Origin of the sequence: Lentilitoribacter sp. EG35 (assembly GCF_040784015.1) — a bacterium.
GTDB lineage: Bacteria > Pseudomonadota > Alphaproteobacteria > Rhizobiales > Rhizobiaceae > Lentilitoribacter.
Genome location: NZ_JBFNGQ010000005.1, coordinates 48,039 through 66,688, shown reverse-complemented (window position 1 = coordinate 66,688; position 18,650 = coordinate 48,039). Strand labels below are relative to the sequence as shown.

Annotated in this window: 18 protein-coding genes; 5 read left to right on the top strand and 13 right to left on the bottom strand. The window is 44.1% G+C overall.

The features are described 5' to 3' along the window. Positions 1-51: 51 nt before the first annotated feature. From bamA to rpsB, 8 genes are all read right to left on the bottom strand, one after another. Positions 52-2,394 carry an outer membrane protein assembly factor BamA gene (gene bamA / locus AB2J24_RS10435; RefSeq protein ID WP_162653827.1) on the bottom strand — a complete coding sequence of 781 codons (2,343 nt, stop codon included), beginning with the start codon at positions 2,392-2,394 and terminating at the stop codon, positions 52-54. Between the two features lie 222 nt (positions 2,395-2,616). Next, positions 2,617-3,762: an RIP metalloprotease RseP gene (rseP, locus tag AB2J24_RS10430; protein WP_367385433.1), complete on the bottom strand. Its 1,146-nt coding sequence runs from the start codon at positions 3,760-3,762 to the stop codon at positions 2,617-2,619. A 36-nt stretch (positions 3,763-3,798) separates the two neighbouring features. After that, positions 3,799-4,635 carry a phosphatidate cytidylyltransferase gene (locus AB2J24_RS10425; protein WP_367385432.1) on the bottom strand — a complete coding sequence of 279 codons (837 nt, stop codon included), beginning with the start codon at positions 4,633-4,635 and terminating at the stop codon, positions 3,799-3,801. A gap of 115 nt (positions 4,636-4,750) precedes the next feature. Beyond that, positions 4,751-5,491 (bottom strand): isoprenyl transferase, encoded by a 741-nt coding sequence (locus AB2J24_RS10420; RefSeq protein WP_367385431.1) that lies wholly within the window; start codon positions 5,489-5,491, stop codon positions 4,751-4,753. A gap of 28 nt (positions 5,492-5,519) precedes the next feature. Then, positions 5,520-6,077, bottom strand: coding sequence for a ribosome recycling factor (gene frr, locus AB2J24_RS10415; RefSeq protein ID WP_162653820.1), 558 nt, complete (start codon positions 6,075-6,077; stop codon positions 5,520-5,522). Between the two features lie 37 nt (positions 6,078-6,114). After that, positions 6,115-6,837 carry a UMP kinase gene (gene pyrH, locus AB2J24_RS10410; protein WP_367385430.1) on the bottom strand — a complete coding sequence of 241 codons (723 nt, stop codon included), beginning with the start codon at positions 6,835-6,837 and terminating at the stop codon, positions 6,115-6,117. 131 nt (positions 6,838-6,968) lie between these two features. Next, positions 6,969-7,889: a translation elongation factor Ts gene (gene tsf, locus AB2J24_RS10405; RefSeq protein WP_162653817.1), complete on the bottom strand. Its 921-nt coding sequence runs from the start codon at positions 7,887-7,889 to the stop codon at positions 6,969-6,971. A 149-nt stretch (positions 7,890-8,038) separates the two neighbouring features. Next, positions 8,039-8,833, bottom strand: coding sequence for a 30S ribosomal protein S2 (gene rpsB, locus AB2J24_RS10400; protein ID WP_162653815.1), 795 nt, complete (start codon positions 8,831-8,833; stop codon positions 8,039-8,041). Between the two features lie 245 nt (positions 8,834-9,078). On the opposite strand from rpsB, the gene AB2J24_RS10395 reads away from it, so the two are divergent. Beyond that, the gene (locus AB2J24_RS10395; protein WP_367385429.1) at positions 9,079-10,104 is read left to right on the top strand and encodes a threonine aldolase family protein; all 1,026 of its coding nucleotides are present in this window, start codon (positions 9,079-9,081) and stop codon (positions 10,102-10,104) included. 1 nt (position 10,105) lies between these two features. Here the strand turns inward: AB2J24_RS10395 and AB2J24_RS10390 are convergent, their stop codons facing one another. Beyond that, complete coding sequence (locus AB2J24_RS10390) at positions 10,106-10,876, bottom strand: cell envelope integrity EipB family protein (protein WP_162653812.1); 771 nt, start codon at positions 10,874-10,876, stop codon at positions 10,106-10,108. A gap of 202 nt (positions 10,877-11,078) precedes the next feature. Here AB2J24_RS10390 and AB2J24_RS10385 point away from each other — a divergent pair, with 202 nt between their 5' ends. The 4 genes from AB2J24_RS10385 to AB2J24_RS10370 are packed head-to-tail and all read left to right on the top strand — an operon-like array spanning position 11,079 to position 13,947. Then, entirely contained in the window at positions 11,079-11,543 is a 465-nt protein-coding gene (locus AB2J24_RS10385) for a RidA family protein (RefSeq protein ID WP_162653810.1), read from the top strand. Beyond that, complete coding sequence (locus AB2J24_RS10380; RefSeq protein ID WP_420883648.1) at positions 11,540-12,253, top strand: glycerophosphodiester phosphodiesterase; 714 nt, start codon at positions 11,540-11,542, stop codon at positions 12,251-12,253. Before AB2J24_RS10385 ends, AB2J24_RS10380 begins: the two co-directional genes overlap by 4 nt. 52 nt (positions 12,254-12,305) lie before the next feature. After that, positions 12,306-13,520, top strand: coding sequence for a GNAT family N-acetyltransferase (locus AB2J24_RS10375; RefSeq protein ID WP_367385427.1), 1,215 nt, complete (start codon positions 12,306-12,308; stop codon positions 13,518-13,520). Between the two features lie 4 nt (positions 13,521-13,524). Then, positions 13,525-13,947 (top strand): HIT family protein, encoded by a 423-nt coding sequence (locus AB2J24_RS10370; RefSeq protein ID WP_162654425.1) that lies wholly within the window; start codon positions 13,525-13,527, stop codon positions 13,945-13,947. Between the two features lie 8 nt (positions 13,948-13,955). On the opposite strand, the gene AB2J24_RS10365 is transcribed toward AB2J24_RS10370, so the two are convergent. The 4 genes from AB2J24_RS10365 to clpA all read right to left on the bottom strand — a co-directional run bounded on the left by AB2J24_RS10365 (position 13,956) and on the right by clpA (position 18,641). Continuing rightward, positions 13,956-14,330 (bottom strand): AzlD domain-containing protein, encoded by a 375-nt coding sequence (locus tag AB2J24_RS10365; protein ID WP_367385426.1) that lies wholly within the window; start codon positions 14,328-14,330, stop codon positions 13,956-13,958. Beyond that, a complete protein-coding gene (locus tag AB2J24_RS10360) occupies positions 14,327-15,058 on the bottom strand; it encodes an AzlC family ABC transporter permease (RefSeq protein ID WP_367385425.1) in 732 nt (243 codons plus the stop codon). The genes AB2J24_RS10365 and AB2J24_RS10360 overlap by 4 nt, the downstream gene beginning before the upstream one ends. Positions 15,059-15,119: 61 nt before the next feature. Then, complete coding sequence (locus AB2J24_RS10355) at positions 15,120-15,977, bottom strand: ornithine carbamoyltransferase (RefSeq protein WP_367385424.1); 858 nt, start codon at positions 15,975-15,977, stop codon at positions 15,120-15,122. A gap of 108 nt (positions 15,978-16,085) precedes the next feature. Beyond that, entirely contained in the window at positions 16,086-18,641 is a 2,556-nt protein-coding gene (gene clpA, locus AB2J24_RS10350; protein WP_367385423.1) for an ATP-dependent Clp protease ATP-binding subunit ClpA, read from the bottom strand. Positions 18,642-18,650 lie beyond the last annotated feature (9 nt).

The following is an 18,650-nucleotide window of genomic DNA, read 5'->3' as shown; positions in this document are numbered from 1 at the left end:
CCGACCAGACATACAAATGGAATCCCGCCTAAGAAGACGGGATTACTTAACTTAAAAACGTGTTGAAGCACCAAAGCCAAACCGGCGAGTTTTGTCAAAGCTTTGTTTAACAACAGGCTCCGCATAATAGAAATTAAGAGGCCCAAATGGAGATGCCCAAGTAATTCCAACACCGACGGACGAACGCCACTTCATGCTTGAACCAGTGATTGTTTGTCCACCAAGATCAGAAGCTGAAATGTCATTACCATACAATGTTGCGGCATCTGCAAACAGATTAAGCCTTAACCCAAAGTCACGCGATACCGCTGGAAATGGTGCACTCACTTGAACACTTGCATTAAAGTACGTCGTGCCACCTGCCGCTTCAATATTCGATGCACCCGAAAATACTCGTGGGCCTATACCTTTTGTATCAAAACCACGAACGGTTTCACCACCAAGATATAAATGCTCAAACACGTTCAAATTATTGCCATTGAGCGCTTGCACATACCCTGCACCCACTTTCACAGAACCAATAAGATCAACAGCCTCGGAAATAACGTCAAAATATGACGCTTTTGCTGTCGTCTTGATGTATTGAGCGTCACCACCTAAGCCAGCAATTTCCTGATTTAAACGAACACCGTAACCTTCACGTGTAAATTGCTCATCATCAAAATTCTTATATGTAAGTGCATAGGAAATAGAAGACGTTGTACGGTTTCCTGCAGTAACAACAGCTTTTTCCGGATTTGATGCAATTGTAGACACTGACGGGTATTTAACCAGACTATAATTATATGCGGCAGACAATGACAAATAATCCGTCAATGGCGCTGCGATTCTTAAGCTTCCACCTTGCGTATTGGCTGTGTAACCGCTGTTTGAGGTATCTTCTTCACTGAATAAATCAAATCCTGCAGCCAATCTATAACCTAGGAAATAGGGCTCCGTGAATGAAAGATTGTACTTTTGCGTATTTTCGCCACGCCCCGCTGAAAGCTTAATGAATTGACCGCGACCCAAGAAGTTTTTCTCAGTAATGGAAATGTCAGCAGACGCCCCTGTAGTATTTGAATAACCACCACCGATTCCGAACTCGCCGGTTGCCTTGTCTTGAACATTTACAACCAAGATCACACGATCAGCTTCAGAACCAGGACGCGTTGATATGTCGACGGATGAGAAATAACCCAATTGATTTAGGCGCTTAGTAGCCTTACGCAACAGAACCTGATTGTAAGGATCACCTTCACTAATATCGAACTCACGACGGATTACGTAATCTCTTGTACGCGTATTACCAATGATTTCAATACGTTCAACATAGGCGCGTGTACCTTCATCAACAAGGTAATCTACCGATATTGTTCGGCCAGAAAAATCGCGATCTCCTCGTGGCGTAATCTGCGCAAATGGATAGCCTTGCGCGGCTACTTCATCTGCAATTGCTGTAATCGTATCTTCTACCGATCTTGCGCTGTAAGTTTTACCTGATTTACTTTTAATAACGCGAGCCAATGAATCTGTGTCTATGCCCGGTATCGTACTATCAACATTAATAGCACCAAATTTATAGCGTTCACCTTCATCAACAGTGAAGGTAACTTCATATTCATTTGTAGCTTCATTAAGATCTGCATAGGACGATGTTACACGGAAGTCAGCAAAGCCCTGATTATAATAAAACCGTCTTAGAAGCTCCTCATCAGCCAATAATTTATCTTGATCGTAAATATCTTTACGGCTGAGAAAGCTCAAAAAGTTAGATTTCTTCGTCGAAATAACATCAGCAAGACGATTATTAGCGATAGAATTGTTACCAACAAAATTTATTCTTGAAATTTTTGTTCTGTCGCCTTCATTAACTTGAAACGCAATATTAATTCGGCCATTGCCCAAAGGCACAACTTGTGTCGTTACGCTTGCATCATCTCGACCGATACCAGCGTATGCGCTTTTTATAGCCTCAATATCTGCAGCAACGATTAGATCATTATACGGTCCCAATGATGCGGTTTGCACGACATTTTGCAATTGGCGGTCTTTAAGTTTTTTATTACCGTTAAAAACAACCTGATTGACAACCTGATTTTCAGAGACATCAACAATTAGGCTGCCACCAGCAACCCGAATACTAACATCGGAGAAGAACCCCGTTGCAAAAAGACGCTTAACTGACTCATCAATATCATCATTATTAAAACGACCACCTGGTGTGATAGTCAGATTATTACGCACTGTTGATGCATCAACGCGCGAATTCCCCTGAACAACAATGCGGCTAACCACAGCGGCCTCGGCAATACCAGTCATGACAACCATAGCTGAGCCAACTCCTGTAATCGCGATACCTGCCGATAATGAGACGGCTGAAACAGCACTTAACAGACGAGAACGAAACTTCATTGCACTACGTACCTTCTTTTAACAACGCAACGGCGCGCCTGAACCTAGCCCAGACTCGCACTATGGTTTACGTTTAAAACGCTTTTCCCCTACAAGCAAGGAAAAGCGTTAAATTCCGTTTACTTATTTATTATTTATCACGCCACCCATTCAACTGATATGTTTTAGGGTTAACAAATTATTTCACTATTTTACCAAAGATCCTTACAAAATAGGCGACTACTAACTGCCAACTATGTTTTTGTAGATAGAACCGACATCATTAAACGTGGTGAATATCATAAGCGATAAGAGAATCATTATACCTACTCGCAACGCATAATCTTGTGTCTTGAGACTCAATGGCCGCCCCAACATTGCCTCAAAAGCATAAAACACCAAATGACCGCCATCGAGAATAGGTATGGGCATTAAGTTCAGCAAGCCAATAGAAAGTGAAATTACTGCCATCAATTGTACGAGTGCAAGGACACCCAAGGTGGCCACCTGACCTGAAATTTTCGCGATCCCTATGGGGCCACTAAGTTGTTTTGCACTTTCACGACCGACTAATATGTTGCCAATATAATCAAATGTACGGGTTACGATGAACCAACTTTCAGAAAAAGCCTGTCCTACCGCCTCAGGAACAGTGAATATCTGCTGACGGAAATTGCCTCCTTCGGCACTTACCATCACTCCCATTCGCCCCTCTTCTATCTCATTTCCAAAACGATCCTTGCTTACAATCCGATCAGGAATCAAGGTCAGTATTTCATCCTGCCCATTTCGTTTAACTGTAATTGCAACTTCTGTTTCAGGTCTGGAGCTTATATAGCGTTTTAGATCTTGAAAAACGATTACCTCTATACCGTCAACAGCAACAAACAAATCCCCCTTCTGAAGACCTGCTTTCTCGGCCGGCGATTGAGCAACAACCTCCGATATGATTGGATCAGCAATTTGCCGACCAAATGTCGCAAACATTGCTGTGAAAATAAGAATGGTGAGAATGAAGTTGGCCATTGGTCCGGCGAGAACCGTCAATGCACGACGACCTACTGACGCATAATAAAAAGAACGAGCTTTGTCAGCTTCGGACATTTCTATCGCTGTGCCATCTGATGCGCTTGTCGCATTTTGATCGCCAAAAAATTTGACGTATCCACCTAATGGAATTAACGCTAACCGCCAGCGAGTTCCGGATTTATCTGTAAATCCAAAGAGTTCTTTACCAAAACCTATGGAAAATGTTGTCGCATGAATACCGCACCATTTACCGACAAGGTAATGTCCCATCTCATGTACAAAAACGACGATTGAAAGAACAACAATGAAGGAAAGAACATTTCCAGTCAAAATCGAATATAGCGAACTGAGGATATCCATAATTTTGTCCAGTTGAGGAGTAGTAATGTTTGAAATCTATAAGTCTAAGAGGTGTACAGCCAATATCGAACTTGAATCAATACCACTATAATACTGGTTTAGGGTAGCGATTACAAACGCGATTATCGCGGCAAAAATAACACCATCTAACCGATCCATAAACCCTCCGTGTCCAGGTATAAGCTGGCTTGAATCTTTGACCCCATATCTTCGCTTGATCCAAGATTCAAACAAATCTCCAATTTGACCTGATATGGAAATTACTGCTGCAACGATTGGAACGAAAATTCCGCCGCCATACCTGAGCATCATCACGCTTATAAGCCCAATACCCACACCTGCTGCCAAACCAAATATGGCACCCGACCACGTTTTGCCTGGTGAAATGGCGGGAGCTAACTTTCGACCACCTATCGCTTTACCGCAAAAATAGGCAAAAATATCGGTAGCCCAAACAATGCTTAAAACAAAGATTACTGCAAATAGCCCGAAGAGCCCATCGCCACGTAACTCGGTCAGCGCGATGACAGGAAATCCTGCATAAAAAATCCCCGCTACAGATACCGCCGAAACACCCTGTCTTGCGCCAAAAGTCATCGCAACAGCAGCGCCACTTAGAAGAACAACAAAAGCATAAATCGGTAAATCAAACAGCAAAAATGAAAAGCTGAGAACCAGTGTCAGCCATGCAACACCATTGGCGCGAATACTTTTACTCCTTAGAGCCGTGATGGTGCTCCACTCATAGTAAATCAAGAACCCAGCGACAATCACTACGCAGGCAAATACCTTACCACCCATCCAGGTCGAGAATATAGCCAATATTGCCAACACAATCGCAGAAATGGTGCGCAGCTTTAACTCTCTGCTCATGCGATTCTTGCTAAATAATTGTTCTTAATATGAGAAATGCACAAAGTAGCAGCCCTTTTTTTTATAAAGGTATACGTTTAATTACGCAAAGAACATATATAATCGAAGTTCATCCTCAAGAAGTTACAGCAACTTTTTGGGGAACAACACCGCCAAAACGTCTTTCGCGAGATTTAAACTTATCAATCGCGCATAAATAGACATCTTTTGTAAAATCAGGCCACAGCTCATCTACAAAAACAAACTCTGAATATGCCGCCTGCCATAACAGAAAATTTGACAATCGCTGCTCCCCACTGGAGCGAATGATGAGTTCGGGATCTGGAATGGACCTTGTATCAAGATAGGAAGATACACAGCATTCATTGATATCATTTACATCCAACAGGCCAGATTTAACATCGGCTGCAATTCTCTTTGTTGCCCTTGCGATTTCATCACGAGCGCCATAGTTAAATGCAATCACAAGATTTAGACCCGTGTTCTGCGCTGTTGACTCTTCTGCCTCTAGCAAAAGCTTTAAGATATCCAATTGTAGATTTTCTCGGCCACCAATTATGCGTACGCGAACATTTTTATCGCGAAGTTTTCCCAAATCACGCTTCATAAAGGTTTTTAACAGTCCCATTAAGAAACCGACTTCTTCGGCTGGCCGGCTCCAATTTTCAGAAGAAAATGCAAAAAGCGTTAGATATTTAACTCCAATTTCTCCTGATGTTGTGACCACTTGGCGGAGCGTTTCTACACCCTTTTTATGACCTGCACTTCGAGGCAACCCCTGCTCTTTAGCCCATCGGCCATTGCCATCCATAATAATAGCTACATGTTCGGGAATATTATTTGAAAATGTCTGCAAAATGCTGGCCCGCCCAAACTTGATCTGACTAAACGGTCATGATCTCTTTTTCTTTATCTGCAAGCAAAACATCAATCTCTTTGGTCACATCATCTGTTGCTTTTTGTACATTTTCAGACTGAGCATGTGCGTCATCTTTACCAAGATCACCATCCTTTTCGGCTTTTTTAAGGCCATCCATGCCATCACGTCGAACGTGACGAATAGCAACTTTTGCATTTTCAGCATATGTGCCAGCAAGCTTAACCAATTCTTTGCGACGTTCCTCATTCAAATCTGGCATTGGAATACGTAAATTTTGACCATCAGTGATAGGATTAAACCCAAGATTGGCATTACGAATCGCTTTTTCGACATCAGCGACCATTGTTTTATCCCAAACATTAACGGCAAGCATGCGTGGTTCTGGAACGGTAATATTGGCAACCGTATTGAGAGGTACTTTCGATCCATATGCATCAACCATAACCGGATCAAGCAGATTTCCGGATGCGCGTCCTGTTCTTAGTGCAGCTAGTTCTTTCTTGAACGCTGTAACAGCTCCGTCCATACGACGTTTCAGGTCATTCAAATCAGTACCGGGCATATTCCACTCCATAAGATTCTGTTCAGCAATATTTATATTAGTTATCACGCACAATCGTTGAACGTCCACCACCTCTAAGAATTTCGGCAAAACCACCTTTCTCATGGATAGAAAACACAACAATTGGAATATTATTTTCGCGCGCAAGCGACACAGCTGCCATATCCATAACAGCAAGCCCGCGCCGTAAGACCTCATCATGGGTCAATTCATTAAAGCGAGTTGCATCAGGCGTCGTCTTAGGGTCAGCGGTATAAATTCCATCGACCTGCGTACCTTTGAAAATAGCATCGGCATTCATCTCAGCCGCACGTAAAGCAGCAGCAGTATCGGTTGTCAGGAATGGATTGCCAGTGCCACCGGCAAAAATGACGACACGACCTTTAATAAGATGATGCTTTGCAGCGCGTTGAGAAAAACTCTGGCATAGTTCCGGCATCGCGATTGCTGATAGAACTTCCGTCTCCACACCTAATTTACGCAAAGATGTCGCCAACGCCAGTGCGTTGATGACTGTTGCCAACATACCCATATGGTCACCGGTTACGCGATCACCGCCTTTGGAAGCAACTGCCACGCCGCGAAAAATGTTACCGCCGCCAACAACAACGCTAACCTCGACACCCATTCTATGAACTTCTGCAATATCGCCCGCTATGCGGTCTGCAACATTAACATCAATACCAAATCCCTGATCGCCCATAAGCGCCTCACCAGAGGCTTTAAACAAAACACGTTTATAAACTGGGTCTTCAGACATATAGCACCTTCATTTTAATAATTATCGTTTGATGAAAATCAAACTCACAATCGGATACACTAAGGGCACCGCGTTGTCACGCGATGCCCCAATATATTCGGAAAAAATCCAATAGATTTTTGAAAAAGCATTTAGCCTTTTGCAGTCGCTGCCACTTCAGCGGCAAAGTCTTCTTCTTCTTTTTCAACACCTTCACCAAGAAGTAAGCGGGCCATACCAGCTACTTTAATCGGTGCGCCGACTTCTGCTTCCGCAGCTTTAACAGCTTCCTCAACAGTTTGATCTGGGTTCATAACAAATGCCTGGGACATCAACGCAACTTCTTGGAAGAATTTGCGCATGCGACCTTCAACCATTTTTTCTGCAATATTATCAGGCTTGCCGGATTCTTTAGCTTGCTCAAGGAAAACTTGACGCTCGCGCTCTGCAACGTCTTTATCAACTTCTTCCGACGTAACCGCAAGTGGGCTCGTTGCAGCAACGTGCATTGCAACCTGACGACCAACAGCCGCTAGCTTTTCTTTATCACCATCTGATTCCAGCGCCACAAGAACGCCTAGCTTACCAAGTTTGTCAGTTACTGCGTTGTGGATGTATGACGCAACTACACCATTACCAACTTCCAATTTGGCAGAACGACGAAGTGTCATGTTCTCACCAATCGTACCGATGGCATCTTTAACTGTGTCTTCAACTGTTTTTCCAGAAGGATGATTTGCTGCAACCACAGCTTCAACCGTACCGTCAGTTGTCAAAGCAACATCAGCAATACCATTTACCAAGCCTTGGAATTCGGCATTGCCCGCAACGAAATCTGTTTCAGAGTTTAACTCAACAACAACTGCTGAATTTTCATTGCTTGCAATAGCAATCAAGCCCTCAGCGGCCGTACGTCCTGACTTTTTGTCAGCTTTTGCGATACCTTTAGCACGAAGCCAATCAATAGCAGCTTCCATGTCGCCGCCAGCTTCTGTTAGTGCTTTCTTGCAGTCCATCATGCCTGCGCCTGTTTTTTCGCGCAGTTCTTTAACCATTGCTGCTGTGATGCTCATTTTAGCCTCTTTTTGCAAAATAGTGAGATATGTATCTCAAATTATCTCTACATCGATACCAGAGTATCGGTTCAATTATATGACACTTAACATGTAGCACTGGCAGAAATTAATATGCCGCCAGTGCTAATCTAAAAACTCATCAGCTCTTATTGAGCGGCTGGAGCCTCTTCTGTGGCAGGAGCTTCGTCCGCGACAACAGCAGCTTCAATCGGCGCGTCAACAGCTGCGCCCAAATCGACACCTGACGAACCTTGCTGACGTGCGATGCCATCGATGCATGCGCGGCTGATAAGATCGCAATAAAGCGAAATTGAACGAGCAGCATCATCGTTACCAGGAATTGGGAAATCAACGATGTCTGGATCACAGTTCGAATCAACAACTGCAACTACAGGGATTTTAAGACGTTTTGCTTCTTGGATAGCGATGCCTTCTTTATTTGTGTCGATGACAAAAATAAGGTCAGGTGTGCCGCCCATATCGCGGATACCGCCAAGTGCACGGTTTAGTTTTTCACGTTCGCGCTCTAGGTTCAAACGTTCTTTCTTAGTGAAACCTTGTGCATCACCAGCAAGAAGTTCGTCTAGTTTACGAAGACGTGCGATTGAGTTTGAAATTGTTTTCCAATTGGTCAACATTCCGCCCAACCAGCGAGCATTTACATAATACTGAGCTGATTCAACAGCAGCTTTTGCAACGATTTCAGATGCTTGACGTTTTGTACCTACGAAAAGTACACGGCCACCTTTAGCTACAGTGTCAGAAACAAGCTGCAAAGCATTTGAAAGCATTGGGTATGTTTGACCAAGGTCGATGATGTGAATGTTATTACGCTCACCAAAGATGAACTTTTTCATTTTGGGATTCCAGCGGTGTGTCTGGTGACCAAAATGACAGCCAGCTTCTAATAGCTGACGCATTGAAAATGAAGGCATTGCCATGCCGTTTCTCCTTTTACCGGTTGTACCTAGCGCAGAAAGAAGCGAACCAAAATTAGAACGCCACCGGGCGGAACGGATCGGATTTCTCCCCAATCAATCCCAATCTGCGTGTGGAATGAGGCTCACATACGGCGAAAACTCCCCAATTGCAAGGTTTTTCTTATGTGAATCATCGTTTATTAGATTTTGACTTGCAGCCAAATTTTCGATTACTGGTAAGATCCAATAATACAGATGTGAACACAATGAAATACAGTTTTAGAAATGACTATAGTGAAGGCTGCCATCCAAGTATTTTGGAAGCAATATCCAAAGCCAATCTGGAACAGGCCGAGCCTTATGGTACCGACTCACATTCCGATGAGGCGCGCGCACTTATTCGGGGTCATTTGGGGCAAGCAGAGACACCAATCTTCTTTGTGACGGGCGGTACGCAAGCTAATTTGATCATCCATGCCTGCGCTCTACGTTCTCATGAGGCGGTCATTGCACCTGCAAGCGGCCATATAGAAACCAATGAAGCCGGATCAATTGAAGCGACTGGCCATAAAGTTATTACGACGGACGCTGTAGATGGCAAATTGACTGCAGAAAGCCTTCAAAACGTGCTGGATAGCCATAATCATTTTCCGCATGTGACACGCCCACGCATGGTCTATATTTCAAATGCGACGGAGATTGGAACAGTCTATAATAAAGACGAGATCACGGCTCTATCGAAGGTGTGCCGCGCTAACGAGCTCTATCTAATGGTTGACGGTGCGCGATTGGGAGCAGCACTCGCATCTGATTACAGCAATCTCACATTGGCAGATTTAACGGAGCTGACCGATATCTTCTGGATTGGCGGCACGAAATGCGGCGCATTGTTCGGCGAAGCCATTGTGATACCCAATAAGGCGCTGGCAGAAGATTTTGAAATACACGTTAAGCAACGCGGGGCACTCCTAGCCAAAGGCAGTGCGCTGGGCATACAATTCAAGCAATTATTCTCCGATAATCTATATTTCAATCTCGCAAACCATGCCAACAGACTCGCAAAAAAGATGGCCGACGGCATCAAGGCCGCAGGATTTGAAATGGCCGCAGAATGCGAAGCCAACATGCTAATGGCAATTTTACCTAACGGCGTGATTAATTATTTAGGTGAGTCATTTGATTTTTACATCTGGCAAAAGATTGATGACGAACGTTCGCAAGTGCGACTTCTTACATCTTGGGCCACAGATGAAATACAAGTTGACCGGTTTATTGAAAAACTAAAACCTTAGACTATCGACAGGGCTCGTCCTCATCTAGAATTTCAAAATCTGAAACCTTACCATCGATAACGAGATATCCATGATCAAGCGTTAGATCACGACTAACGCCATTCTCGTGGAGTTTAAAAGCAAAGCGATAGACTGGAAGTGTGTCGCCATTTTCACCTTCCTCAAAATAAGAAATCGAAACAGGCCAGTAGCCAGCTTCGCCCTCTTCGCCGATGATTTTGATTTCATCATCATCGAGACTATCAGGCTCTTCAAACTCTCCAATGATAGTTGTCGTAATCAGTGATTTATTACCACCATCAGACCCGTCAAAAATACGTGCCTCATAGATCCGTTCGCCGGACTTGGCGCGCTCAATCAAATCAATCAAATTAGCTGTCGGAAATTGAGATTTTGGCAAATGAATATTATCTTGATCTGGCTTTTTATAACTTACAACCAACTCGTCGTCTTCTGTGTTCGCTCTACCGCTGACTTCGGTATCAAGCTTCTCGTCAAGATATGAACGGTTCATAAAACTGAAGCTTTCGTCTTCAGCACTTTCATAAAAGCTGGCCTGTTGATCAGAAATTCGCGCTGTATCACCAGCATAAATCTCACTGACAGACCGAAAATTGACAGTATATCCATCACATTCCGAGCCAGTAAACTCATATACCATTCGCCCCGCAAGTGCTGTAACGCCAGATCGTTCTGAAGCATTTTTGAGCTTGAGTTCATAAACGACCCTATGGGGAATTAACTGAATGGCAGATGCCGCTTGAGTGAACAAACCACATGCCAAAAAAGTCGCGCCGCTTATTTTTAACAAGGATACAGGCTGAAACGTTAAAAACAATTTTTTACTCTCACTCCCAAATTTTCGGTATGTTTATCTTCAAATGCGTGCTTTGAACAGGTACTTTCTAAATCAGACGCGAATCGTCCTGACTAACAAAGCAGAATCTACCATCTGTCACAAATGGAGCAAATGAATGTCCGATAGCATTGAATCTCGCCTTGCCGACAAGAATATTACGTTACCAGAGGCCGCAGCACCAGCTGCAAACTACCTGCCATATACAATTTCTGGCAATCAACTGTTCATTTCCGGCCAACTTCCAATGATTGATGGTGCTTTTACTGCAAAAGGCCAGCTGGGACATAGCGTGACTGTTGAACAAGGGGTCGCTGCTGCCGAAACCTGTGCAATTAATATTTTGGCGCAGGCAAAAGCTGCCCTTGGCGATTTATCGCGCATTAAACAAGTCGTCAAAATTAGTGGCTTTGTCTCTTCCACGCCGGATTTTTATGAACAGCACCTCGTTATAAATGGCGCATCAAACCTTCTTGCTGAAATTTTGGCCGATGCCGGTAAACATGCGCGTGCCGCTGTTGGTATGTCTTCTCTACCCTTTAATGCCTCTGTTGAAATTGATGCCATTATTGAGTTTGAATAATGTCTCATGGTTGGCTAACGGCTCGCCCTATTGCCCATCGTGGTCTTCACAATGAAAATGAAGGTGTGTTTGAAAACACCCTGACATCATTTGAACGTGCGATTTCAGGCAATTATACCATCGAATGTGATCTGCAATTCTCCGCAGATGGCATTCCGATGGTTTTTCATGATTACAAATTAGACCGGCTTTGCGGCCTAAATGGTGATGTAAGAGCTAAAACGGCATCCGAACTCGGCGCCCTTCGCGTTGGTGGCTCCGATGATCATATTCCGACACTTTCTGAAGCTTTGCGCATGATTAATTGTCAAGTACCTCTTGTCATCGAGTTCAAAGGCCGAGAGAACGACGATGATGGATTTGCTGGTGCAGCTCTAGATGCTTTAGACGGATATAAAGGCAAAGTCGCTCTGATGTCATTTGATCATCATATATTGCAAGACTTACACGCTCTCAAGTGCCCCTACCCGGTTGGCTTAACGGCAGAAGGCCAAGAACCCGAAACATTCTTTACCCATGAAGAGGCATTAGGTTTAGGCTTGGATTTCATCTCTTACGAGATCAAAGATCTACCTAATCCATTCATTCAGGCGCAACGTAAGAGGAATATGCCCATCATCTCTTGGACAGTTCGAAATAGCGATCAAAAAGCACATTCGGATATTTATGCTGACCAAATTACATTTGAAGGATTTAATCCAGACGTGTGAACGCCTATATTGAGGTGCACTGCAACTGGATAAACACCAATCGAGCTCATTTATGACCACTGCTGATACACCTTTGACAGTCCAAACAATTGGCAGCATAGATGACGTCTCAAAACAGGACTGGGACCGATTTGTTGGCGCATCTAGGACCATGCCGTCTAGTTCAAAAATAGAATCCAACGCTGAATATAACCCGTTTATTTCTCACAATTTTTTATCAGCTCTCGAACGCTCAGGCTCAGTTTCGCGTGAAACTGGATGGATGCCGCAGCATTTGGTGTTATCAGGGCCAAAAGGTGAAATTCTGGGCGCACTTCCCGCCTATATAAAATCTCATAGTCAGGGTGAATATGTGTTTGATCATGCATTTGCCGACGCATGGGAACGTTCGGGTGGGCAGTATTACCCGAAATTTCAATGCTCCGTACCTTTTACTCCGGTAACCGGCCCTCGCCTTCTATTGGCGTCAGATGTCGAACACAAATCTGGACAATTGGCATTGGCCTCAGCACTTTGCCAAATTAACGACAAGTACGGGTTTTCATCAGCCCACATCACATTCATGCCGGAAGATCATGCCAGAAATCTGGCAAATGTGGGATTTCTGCTGCGTACAGACCAGCAATTCCATTTCATCAACGATAATTATGCAAATTATGATGCCTTCTTGGAAACACTGACATCCCGCAAACGCAAAAATCTTAAAAAAGAACGCCGCAGCGCGCTGGATAATGATATCTCGATTGAATGGCTCACCGGAGATCAACTCACCGAGGACATTTGGAACATTTTTTTCCAATTTTATATGGATACATCATCGCGCAAATGGGGACGACCTTACCTGACACGAGAATTCTTCTCGTTAATCACAAAAACAATGCCCGAAGACATCTTGCTTATCATGGCAAAGCGCGATGGGCGCTATATTGCGGGTGCGATAAACTTTATCGGGTCTGATTGCCTCTATGGTCGCCATTGGGGGTGCGTTGAAGACCACCCATTTCTGCATTTTGAGGTTTGTTACCATCAGGCAATTGATTACGCAATAAAGCACGGACTTTCGCGCGTTGAGGCTGGAGCGCAGGGTCAACACAAACTGGCAAGAGGGTATCTACCCGTTACAACCTATTCTTCTATTTATATCCCGCATGAAGGGTTTCGAGATGCTGTTGCAGATTACCTTGACCACGAACGACAAGAGGTTGGGGAAATTGGTGAGATTTTGAAGACGCGCGGCCCGTTTAAAGCTAAGAATGAGGCGAACTAAGGAGCTGACGATGACCTATGATGATCAAAATATATTTGCCAAAATTTTACGTGGCGAAATTCCAAGTGAAAAGCTTTATGAGGATGATCATTCTTATGCATTGATGGACGTGATGCCGCAGAGCAATGGCCATTGCTTGATTATATCAAAAGAAGCAGCCCGAAACATTCTTGATGTATCACCAGATGCACTGGCTCATGTAATCAAAACATCGCAAAAACTTGCGATTGCGGTCAAAGAAGCATTTAATGCTGACGGCATCCTTATACGACAAAACAATGAAACAACTGCCGGTCAAGTTGTGTTTCATATTCATTTTCATATCATTCCTACCTACGAGGGCGTTGCAATACGCTCACATACGAGCGAGATGGAAGATATGGACGTACTTAAGAAAAATGCGGATAAAATTCGCGCCGCACTTTGATCTATAACTCACCAAAGTCGAGTCAGAATTCGAAAATTCAAACCCCAATCTCCAACAAGTAACACAAGCAACGCGACTAAGATGCCGACTGCGATGCGTTTTCCTGCCATTAGAAACATTAAAAACCCAGTGGCAACTGCGAGAACACGCAAATAAATATCAAAATCGGCAAGGGAGCCAGTTGGCTGCAAGATCAATTTAGCAATAATGCCTGCGATAAGTGACGTTGCCATAGCACGCACCCATGTCAATGCAAGACTGCCCTCTTGCAAACGATTACCCACTATCACGCCGAGCCAACGCCATATATCGGTTGCCAACCAACCTGCAATTAGTATGAAAACAAATGGCCACCACCAGGCGTCTAGGGCGTAATAGCTCATACCTGCACACGTCGATGTTCAACTACTGCATAAATTAGTGTCGCAAGAGATCCACCAACAAATCCTCCAAGTAAAATATCAATCTGCGGAAAAAACTGACTAAAGATTGGGCCTAAAACAATCCCAAACCCCATTGCAAGATAGATTGAGTAATTTCGAGCTGAGCGCCAAAGTGAGAGTAAGAAATAGATAGGGGTTAATAGAAAGAGCGCAGCCAATGCATAGGGTGGAAAGGTTTCTATAAGCGGGTAACCAATCGCAACTAAAAGCGTATTAAATATAAAAAGCGAACCTCCAATGCCTGCAAAATATACAGTTCTGTTCTCACGAGGCACATTCTTGAAATTTTCAAATGCATAAAGCCAACCTGTTATAGCGACAAAATGCGATAGTATAAGCAAAATCCAAGTTCGTGTATCTTTTGTCCGCATCTCTGGCACAATCGACGCGGTCATGGGCATGAAACGTATAGACGAAAGCGTGACAGCAATAAACGTCGCGGCAATAGATGTGCCGCTCAAAATAGAAGACACCATGATTAGTTTTGCAGGTAGCGCCCAGATGAAAAAATTCATCGCGACAACCTCGGGCATGGGAATGCCAACTTCAATCGCAAAACCAGCAAAACCGATGATCGCGCAGGCAAGCGTTAATGCAGGCAGTGTGAATAAAACACGCATACCTTTTAGGAACCAAAACGATTTTGTTTGCTGAATCACATTTGACATCAGGTCAAAGTAACCGAGTCACACGAAAACAGAAATAGATTTCTTCTCTTGCACCTCACTCTCATAACATAAGTTGCATACAGGCATTTTGCACATGAAGTAGATATTCCTTTGCAGGAAAACAAACGCATTTCTCATGATTCATAGCCTCAACTGAAACCTCTTGCCCTCGCGCAACTGGTGGACATGGAATAAATAGACAATCACCGGACGTTGAGTTCAGAGCTTCATCGGTGACTTGATACCTATCAAATTGATTAAGGTTGGCATTTTTTGGCCAAGAGTCTGTAATGATAATGTCTGCATATTGGATTGCATTTATATTATCGACGCATTGAATGTTCTCATGATCGTAAAATTTTTGATCAATGAAATATTCTGGTGCAAAGATTTGCGTGAACTTTAACGGCAATACCATCGCGGCTTCCGCCCACGAATGAATGATATTATTGGCTGGTCCAACACAAACAACGTTCAGACCTTTGATTGAACCCCGTTTACTTAAAACATATGCCAAATCACCAAGCGTCTCGCATGGATGATTATTTTGAGTCCTAAGATTTAGAACTGGTTTGGGGCAAACATCAACGAAAGTCAGTAATTTCGTGTAATCTGGCGTTCTAATTGCTAGAAGATCATACCAATTTGAAAGATATTCCGCTAAATCCGCCAACTCCTCTCTACCTGAAAAAGTAATCGGAATTTGTACGCAAGTAGCGCCCATGCTGGTAGCGCCCAATTGCAATGCGCTTGTGTTTCTCCAACCTGTATCATCTACAATTAAGCCAATCCGTTTTCCACGCAGATGTTCGCTTAAATTTCCACTGGTCCATTCATCTTGAAGTATATGTGAATGATCTAAAATCTGACTAATTTGTAACGATGTTAATTGATTGAGTGCGATGAGATCAAATGACATAGTAAACACTCCTTTGAGCAAAGAGCGTCTCTATCACATATAATAAATACCCGCAATGAAACACGCCCCAAAACTCGGTGTTTCGGGGCGTGTTAACTTTTCTGCGATCTACTTCTTGCGTGGAACCTTCGGAACTGAAGTTGGTGATCTGCGTTTTGGCTTTGCAGCAGCTGTATCTTTTACTTCCGCTTTTGTAGCTATAGCGGTCTTTGCCTTACTCGCACGAGCTTTTGGCTTTGGTCCATCGCCAGGAGATGACGATGGTTTGGCAGTCTTCGTCGTTGATTTCGCCACTGTCTTACGTGCCGCAGGTTTCTTCGTTGGAACAGCTTCTTTCTTGGGCTTAGCACGTGTTGTCGCAGGAATAGATACAAGAACGAGCTCGTCCTTACCATTTTTACCCTTTTGAACGCCAACTTTAACAACGCCGCCTTTGGTCAATTTTCCAAACAGTAATTCATTGGCAAGCGGCTTCTTGATATGCTCCTGAATCACGCGCGATAGAGGTCGCGCGCCCATGCGCTCGTCGTACCCCTTCTTAGCCAGCCATGAAACGGCAGGATCGGAAAGTTCAAATGTGACATTGCGCTCTTCAAGCTGAGCCTCGAGCTGCATAACAAATTTCTGCACAACCTGATGGATAACCTTTGTAGGAAGGATGCCAAATGGAATAATTGCGTCCAAGCGATTACGAAATTCAGGTGTAAATAAGCGGTTGATGGCTTCTTCATCATCACCCTCGCGCTTGGAAGACCCAAACCCGATAGCTGTTTTTGCCGCTTCCGATGCCCCCGCATTTGTTGTCATAATCAAAACAACATTGCGGAAATTCACTTGTTTGCCGTTGTGATCAGTCAGAGACCCATGATCCATAACCTGCAACAAGATATTGTAGATATCGGGATGCCCTTTTTCGATCTCATCAAGCAACAATACACAGTGCGGATGCTGATCCACACCATCGGTCAACAAGCCACCCTGGTCAAAGCCAACATATCCCGGAGGCGCACCGAGAAGACGCGAAACCGTATGACGCTCCATATATTCTGACATATCAAAGCGCAGCAGTTCTACACCGAGCGAAGACGCCAGCTGTTTGGCAACCTCTGTTTTACCAACACCAGTCGGGCCAGAGAACAAATAGGAACCAATTGGCTTATCTGGTTCACGAAGACCTGCACGGGCAAGACGAATGGCTGCCGTTAGCTGCTCAATCGCATTATCCTGACCATAAACAACACTGCGCAATTCTTTATCAAGAGTTGCCAATACTTGCTTGTCGTCTTTAGAAACCGTTTTAGCTGGTATCCGCGCCATTGTGGCAACGGTTGCTTCTATTTGATTCTCAGTCAGACGTTTTGCGCGTTTTTCCTCTGGTACAAGCATTTGCGCCGCACCAGATTCATCGATTACGTCAATTGCCTTGTCCGGCAATTTACGATCTGTAATGTAACGAGCTGATAGCTCAACAGCCGCCTTGATTGCATCATCAGTGTATTTGATCTTGTGATAATCTTCAAAGCGTGACTTTAAACCCTTCAAGATATCTATCGTTTCATCAACTGTTGGCTCGTTAACGTCGATCTTTTGGAAACGACGCACCAAAGCACGATCCTTCTCAAAGAATTGGCGATATTCCTTATAAGTTGTTGAACCAATGCACCGAATATTACCTGAGGCGAGAGCTGGTTTTAACAAGTTGGACGCATCCATTGCGCCACCTGATGTTGCACCAGCACCGATAATTGTATGAATTTCATCGATGAACAAAATTGCTTCAGGTTTGTCCTCGAGCTCTTTCATAACCTGTTTTAAACGCTCTTCAAAATCACCACGGTAGCGAGTGCCGGCAAGTAGCGCACCCATATCAAGCGAATAAATGATTGAACCATGAAGAACCTCAGGCACATCTTCTTCAATGATGCGCTTTGCCAAACCTTCAGCAATGGCTGTTTTACCCACACCTGGATCACCAACATAAAGCGGATTGTTCTTTGAGCGGCGGCAAAGAATCTGAATTGTCCGGTCAACTTCTTGACTTCGCCCAATCAATGGATCAACTTTGCCCGCTTCAGCTTTTGCATTGAGATCTACACAATATGCACTTAGGGCATCCTGTTTTTTACCGGAGGCACCCTCTTCTCCCTGCTCTCCTTCTGAAGAGCTGGAACTGCTCGTATCTGGCAAATCAGCGCCGCGAATTGAGTTATCACTCCCTGAACCCGGGCGTTTACCAATACCATGCGAAATATAATTAACTGCGTCAAAGCGTGTCATTTCCTGTTCTTGGAGAAAATATGCAGCATGGCTTTCGCGCTCTGCAAAAATTGCAACAAGCACGTTAGCCCCTGTCACTTCATCCCGACCAGAAGATTGCACATGGATAACCGCCCGCTGGATGACGCGCTGGAATCCAGTCGTTGGCTTTGAATCTTCACCATAATCTGCAACCAGATTAGATAGATCCTTGTCTACGTATTCTGTCACGATCCGTTTCAGATGATCAAGATCTACATTGCACGCACGCATAACAGCGGCCGCATCATCATCCTCACATAGCGCCAATAGTAGATGCTCTAGTGTTGCATATTCATGACGTCGATCATTAGCTAAAGTTAGCGCTCTGTGAAGCGATTGCTCAAGACTGTTGGAAAATGTAGGCACGATTTCTTC

Excerpts from the sequence above, each read along its gene's own strand:
- bamA (WP_162653827.1), bottom strand. The coding sequence starts at position 2,394 with ATGAAGTTTCGTTCTCGTCTGTTAAGTGCTGTTTCAGCCGTCTCATTA.
- rseP (WP_367385433.1), bottom strand. The coding sequence starts at position 3,762 with ATGGATATCCTCAGTTCGCTATATTCGATTTTGACTGGAAATGTTCTT.
- AB2J24_RS10425 (WP_367385432.1), bottom strand. The coding sequence starts at position 4,635 with ATGAGCAGAGAGTTAAAGCTGCGCACCATTTCTGCGATTGTGTTGGCA.
- frr (WP_162653820.1), bottom strand. The coding sequence starts at position 6,077 with ATGCCCGGTACTGATTTGAATGACCTGAAACGTCGTATGGACGGAGCT.
- pyrH (WP_367385430.1), bottom strand. The coding sequence starts at position 6,837 with ATGTCTGAAGACCCAGTTTATAAACGTGTTTTGTTTAAAGCCTCTGGT.
- tsf (WP_162653817.1), bottom strand. The coding sequence starts at position 7,889 with ATGAGCATCACAGCAGCAATGGTTAAAGAACTGCGCGAAAAAACAGGC.
- rpsB (WP_162653815.1), bottom strand. The coding sequence starts at position 8,833 with ATGGCAATGCCTTCATTTTCAATGCGTCAGCTATTAGAAGCTGGCTGT.
- AB2J24_RS10395 (WP_367385429.1), top strand. The coding sequence starts at position 9,079 with ATGAAATACAGTTTTAGAAATGACTATAGTGAAGGCTGCCATCCAAGT.
- AB2J24_RS10385 (WP_162653810.1), top strand. The coding sequence starts at position 11,079 with ATGTCCGATAGCATTGAATCTCGCCTTGCCGACAAGAATATTACGTTA.
- AB2J24_RS10375 (WP_367385427.1), top strand. The coding sequence starts at position 12,306 with ATGACCACTGCTGATACACCTTTGACAGTCCAAACAATTGGCAGCATA.
- AB2J24_RS10365 (WP_367385426.1), bottom strand. The coding sequence starts at position 14,330 with ATGAGCTATTACGCCCTAGACGCCTGGTGGTGGCCATTTGTTTTCATA.
- AB2J24_RS10360 (WP_367385425.1), bottom strand. The coding sequence starts at position 15,058 with ATGTCAAATGTGATTCAGCAAACAAAATCGTTTTGGTTCCTAAAAGGT.
- AB2J24_RS10355 (WP_367385424.1), bottom strand. The coding sequence starts at position 15,977 with ATGTCATTTGATCTCATCGCACTCAATCAATTAACATCGTTACAAATT.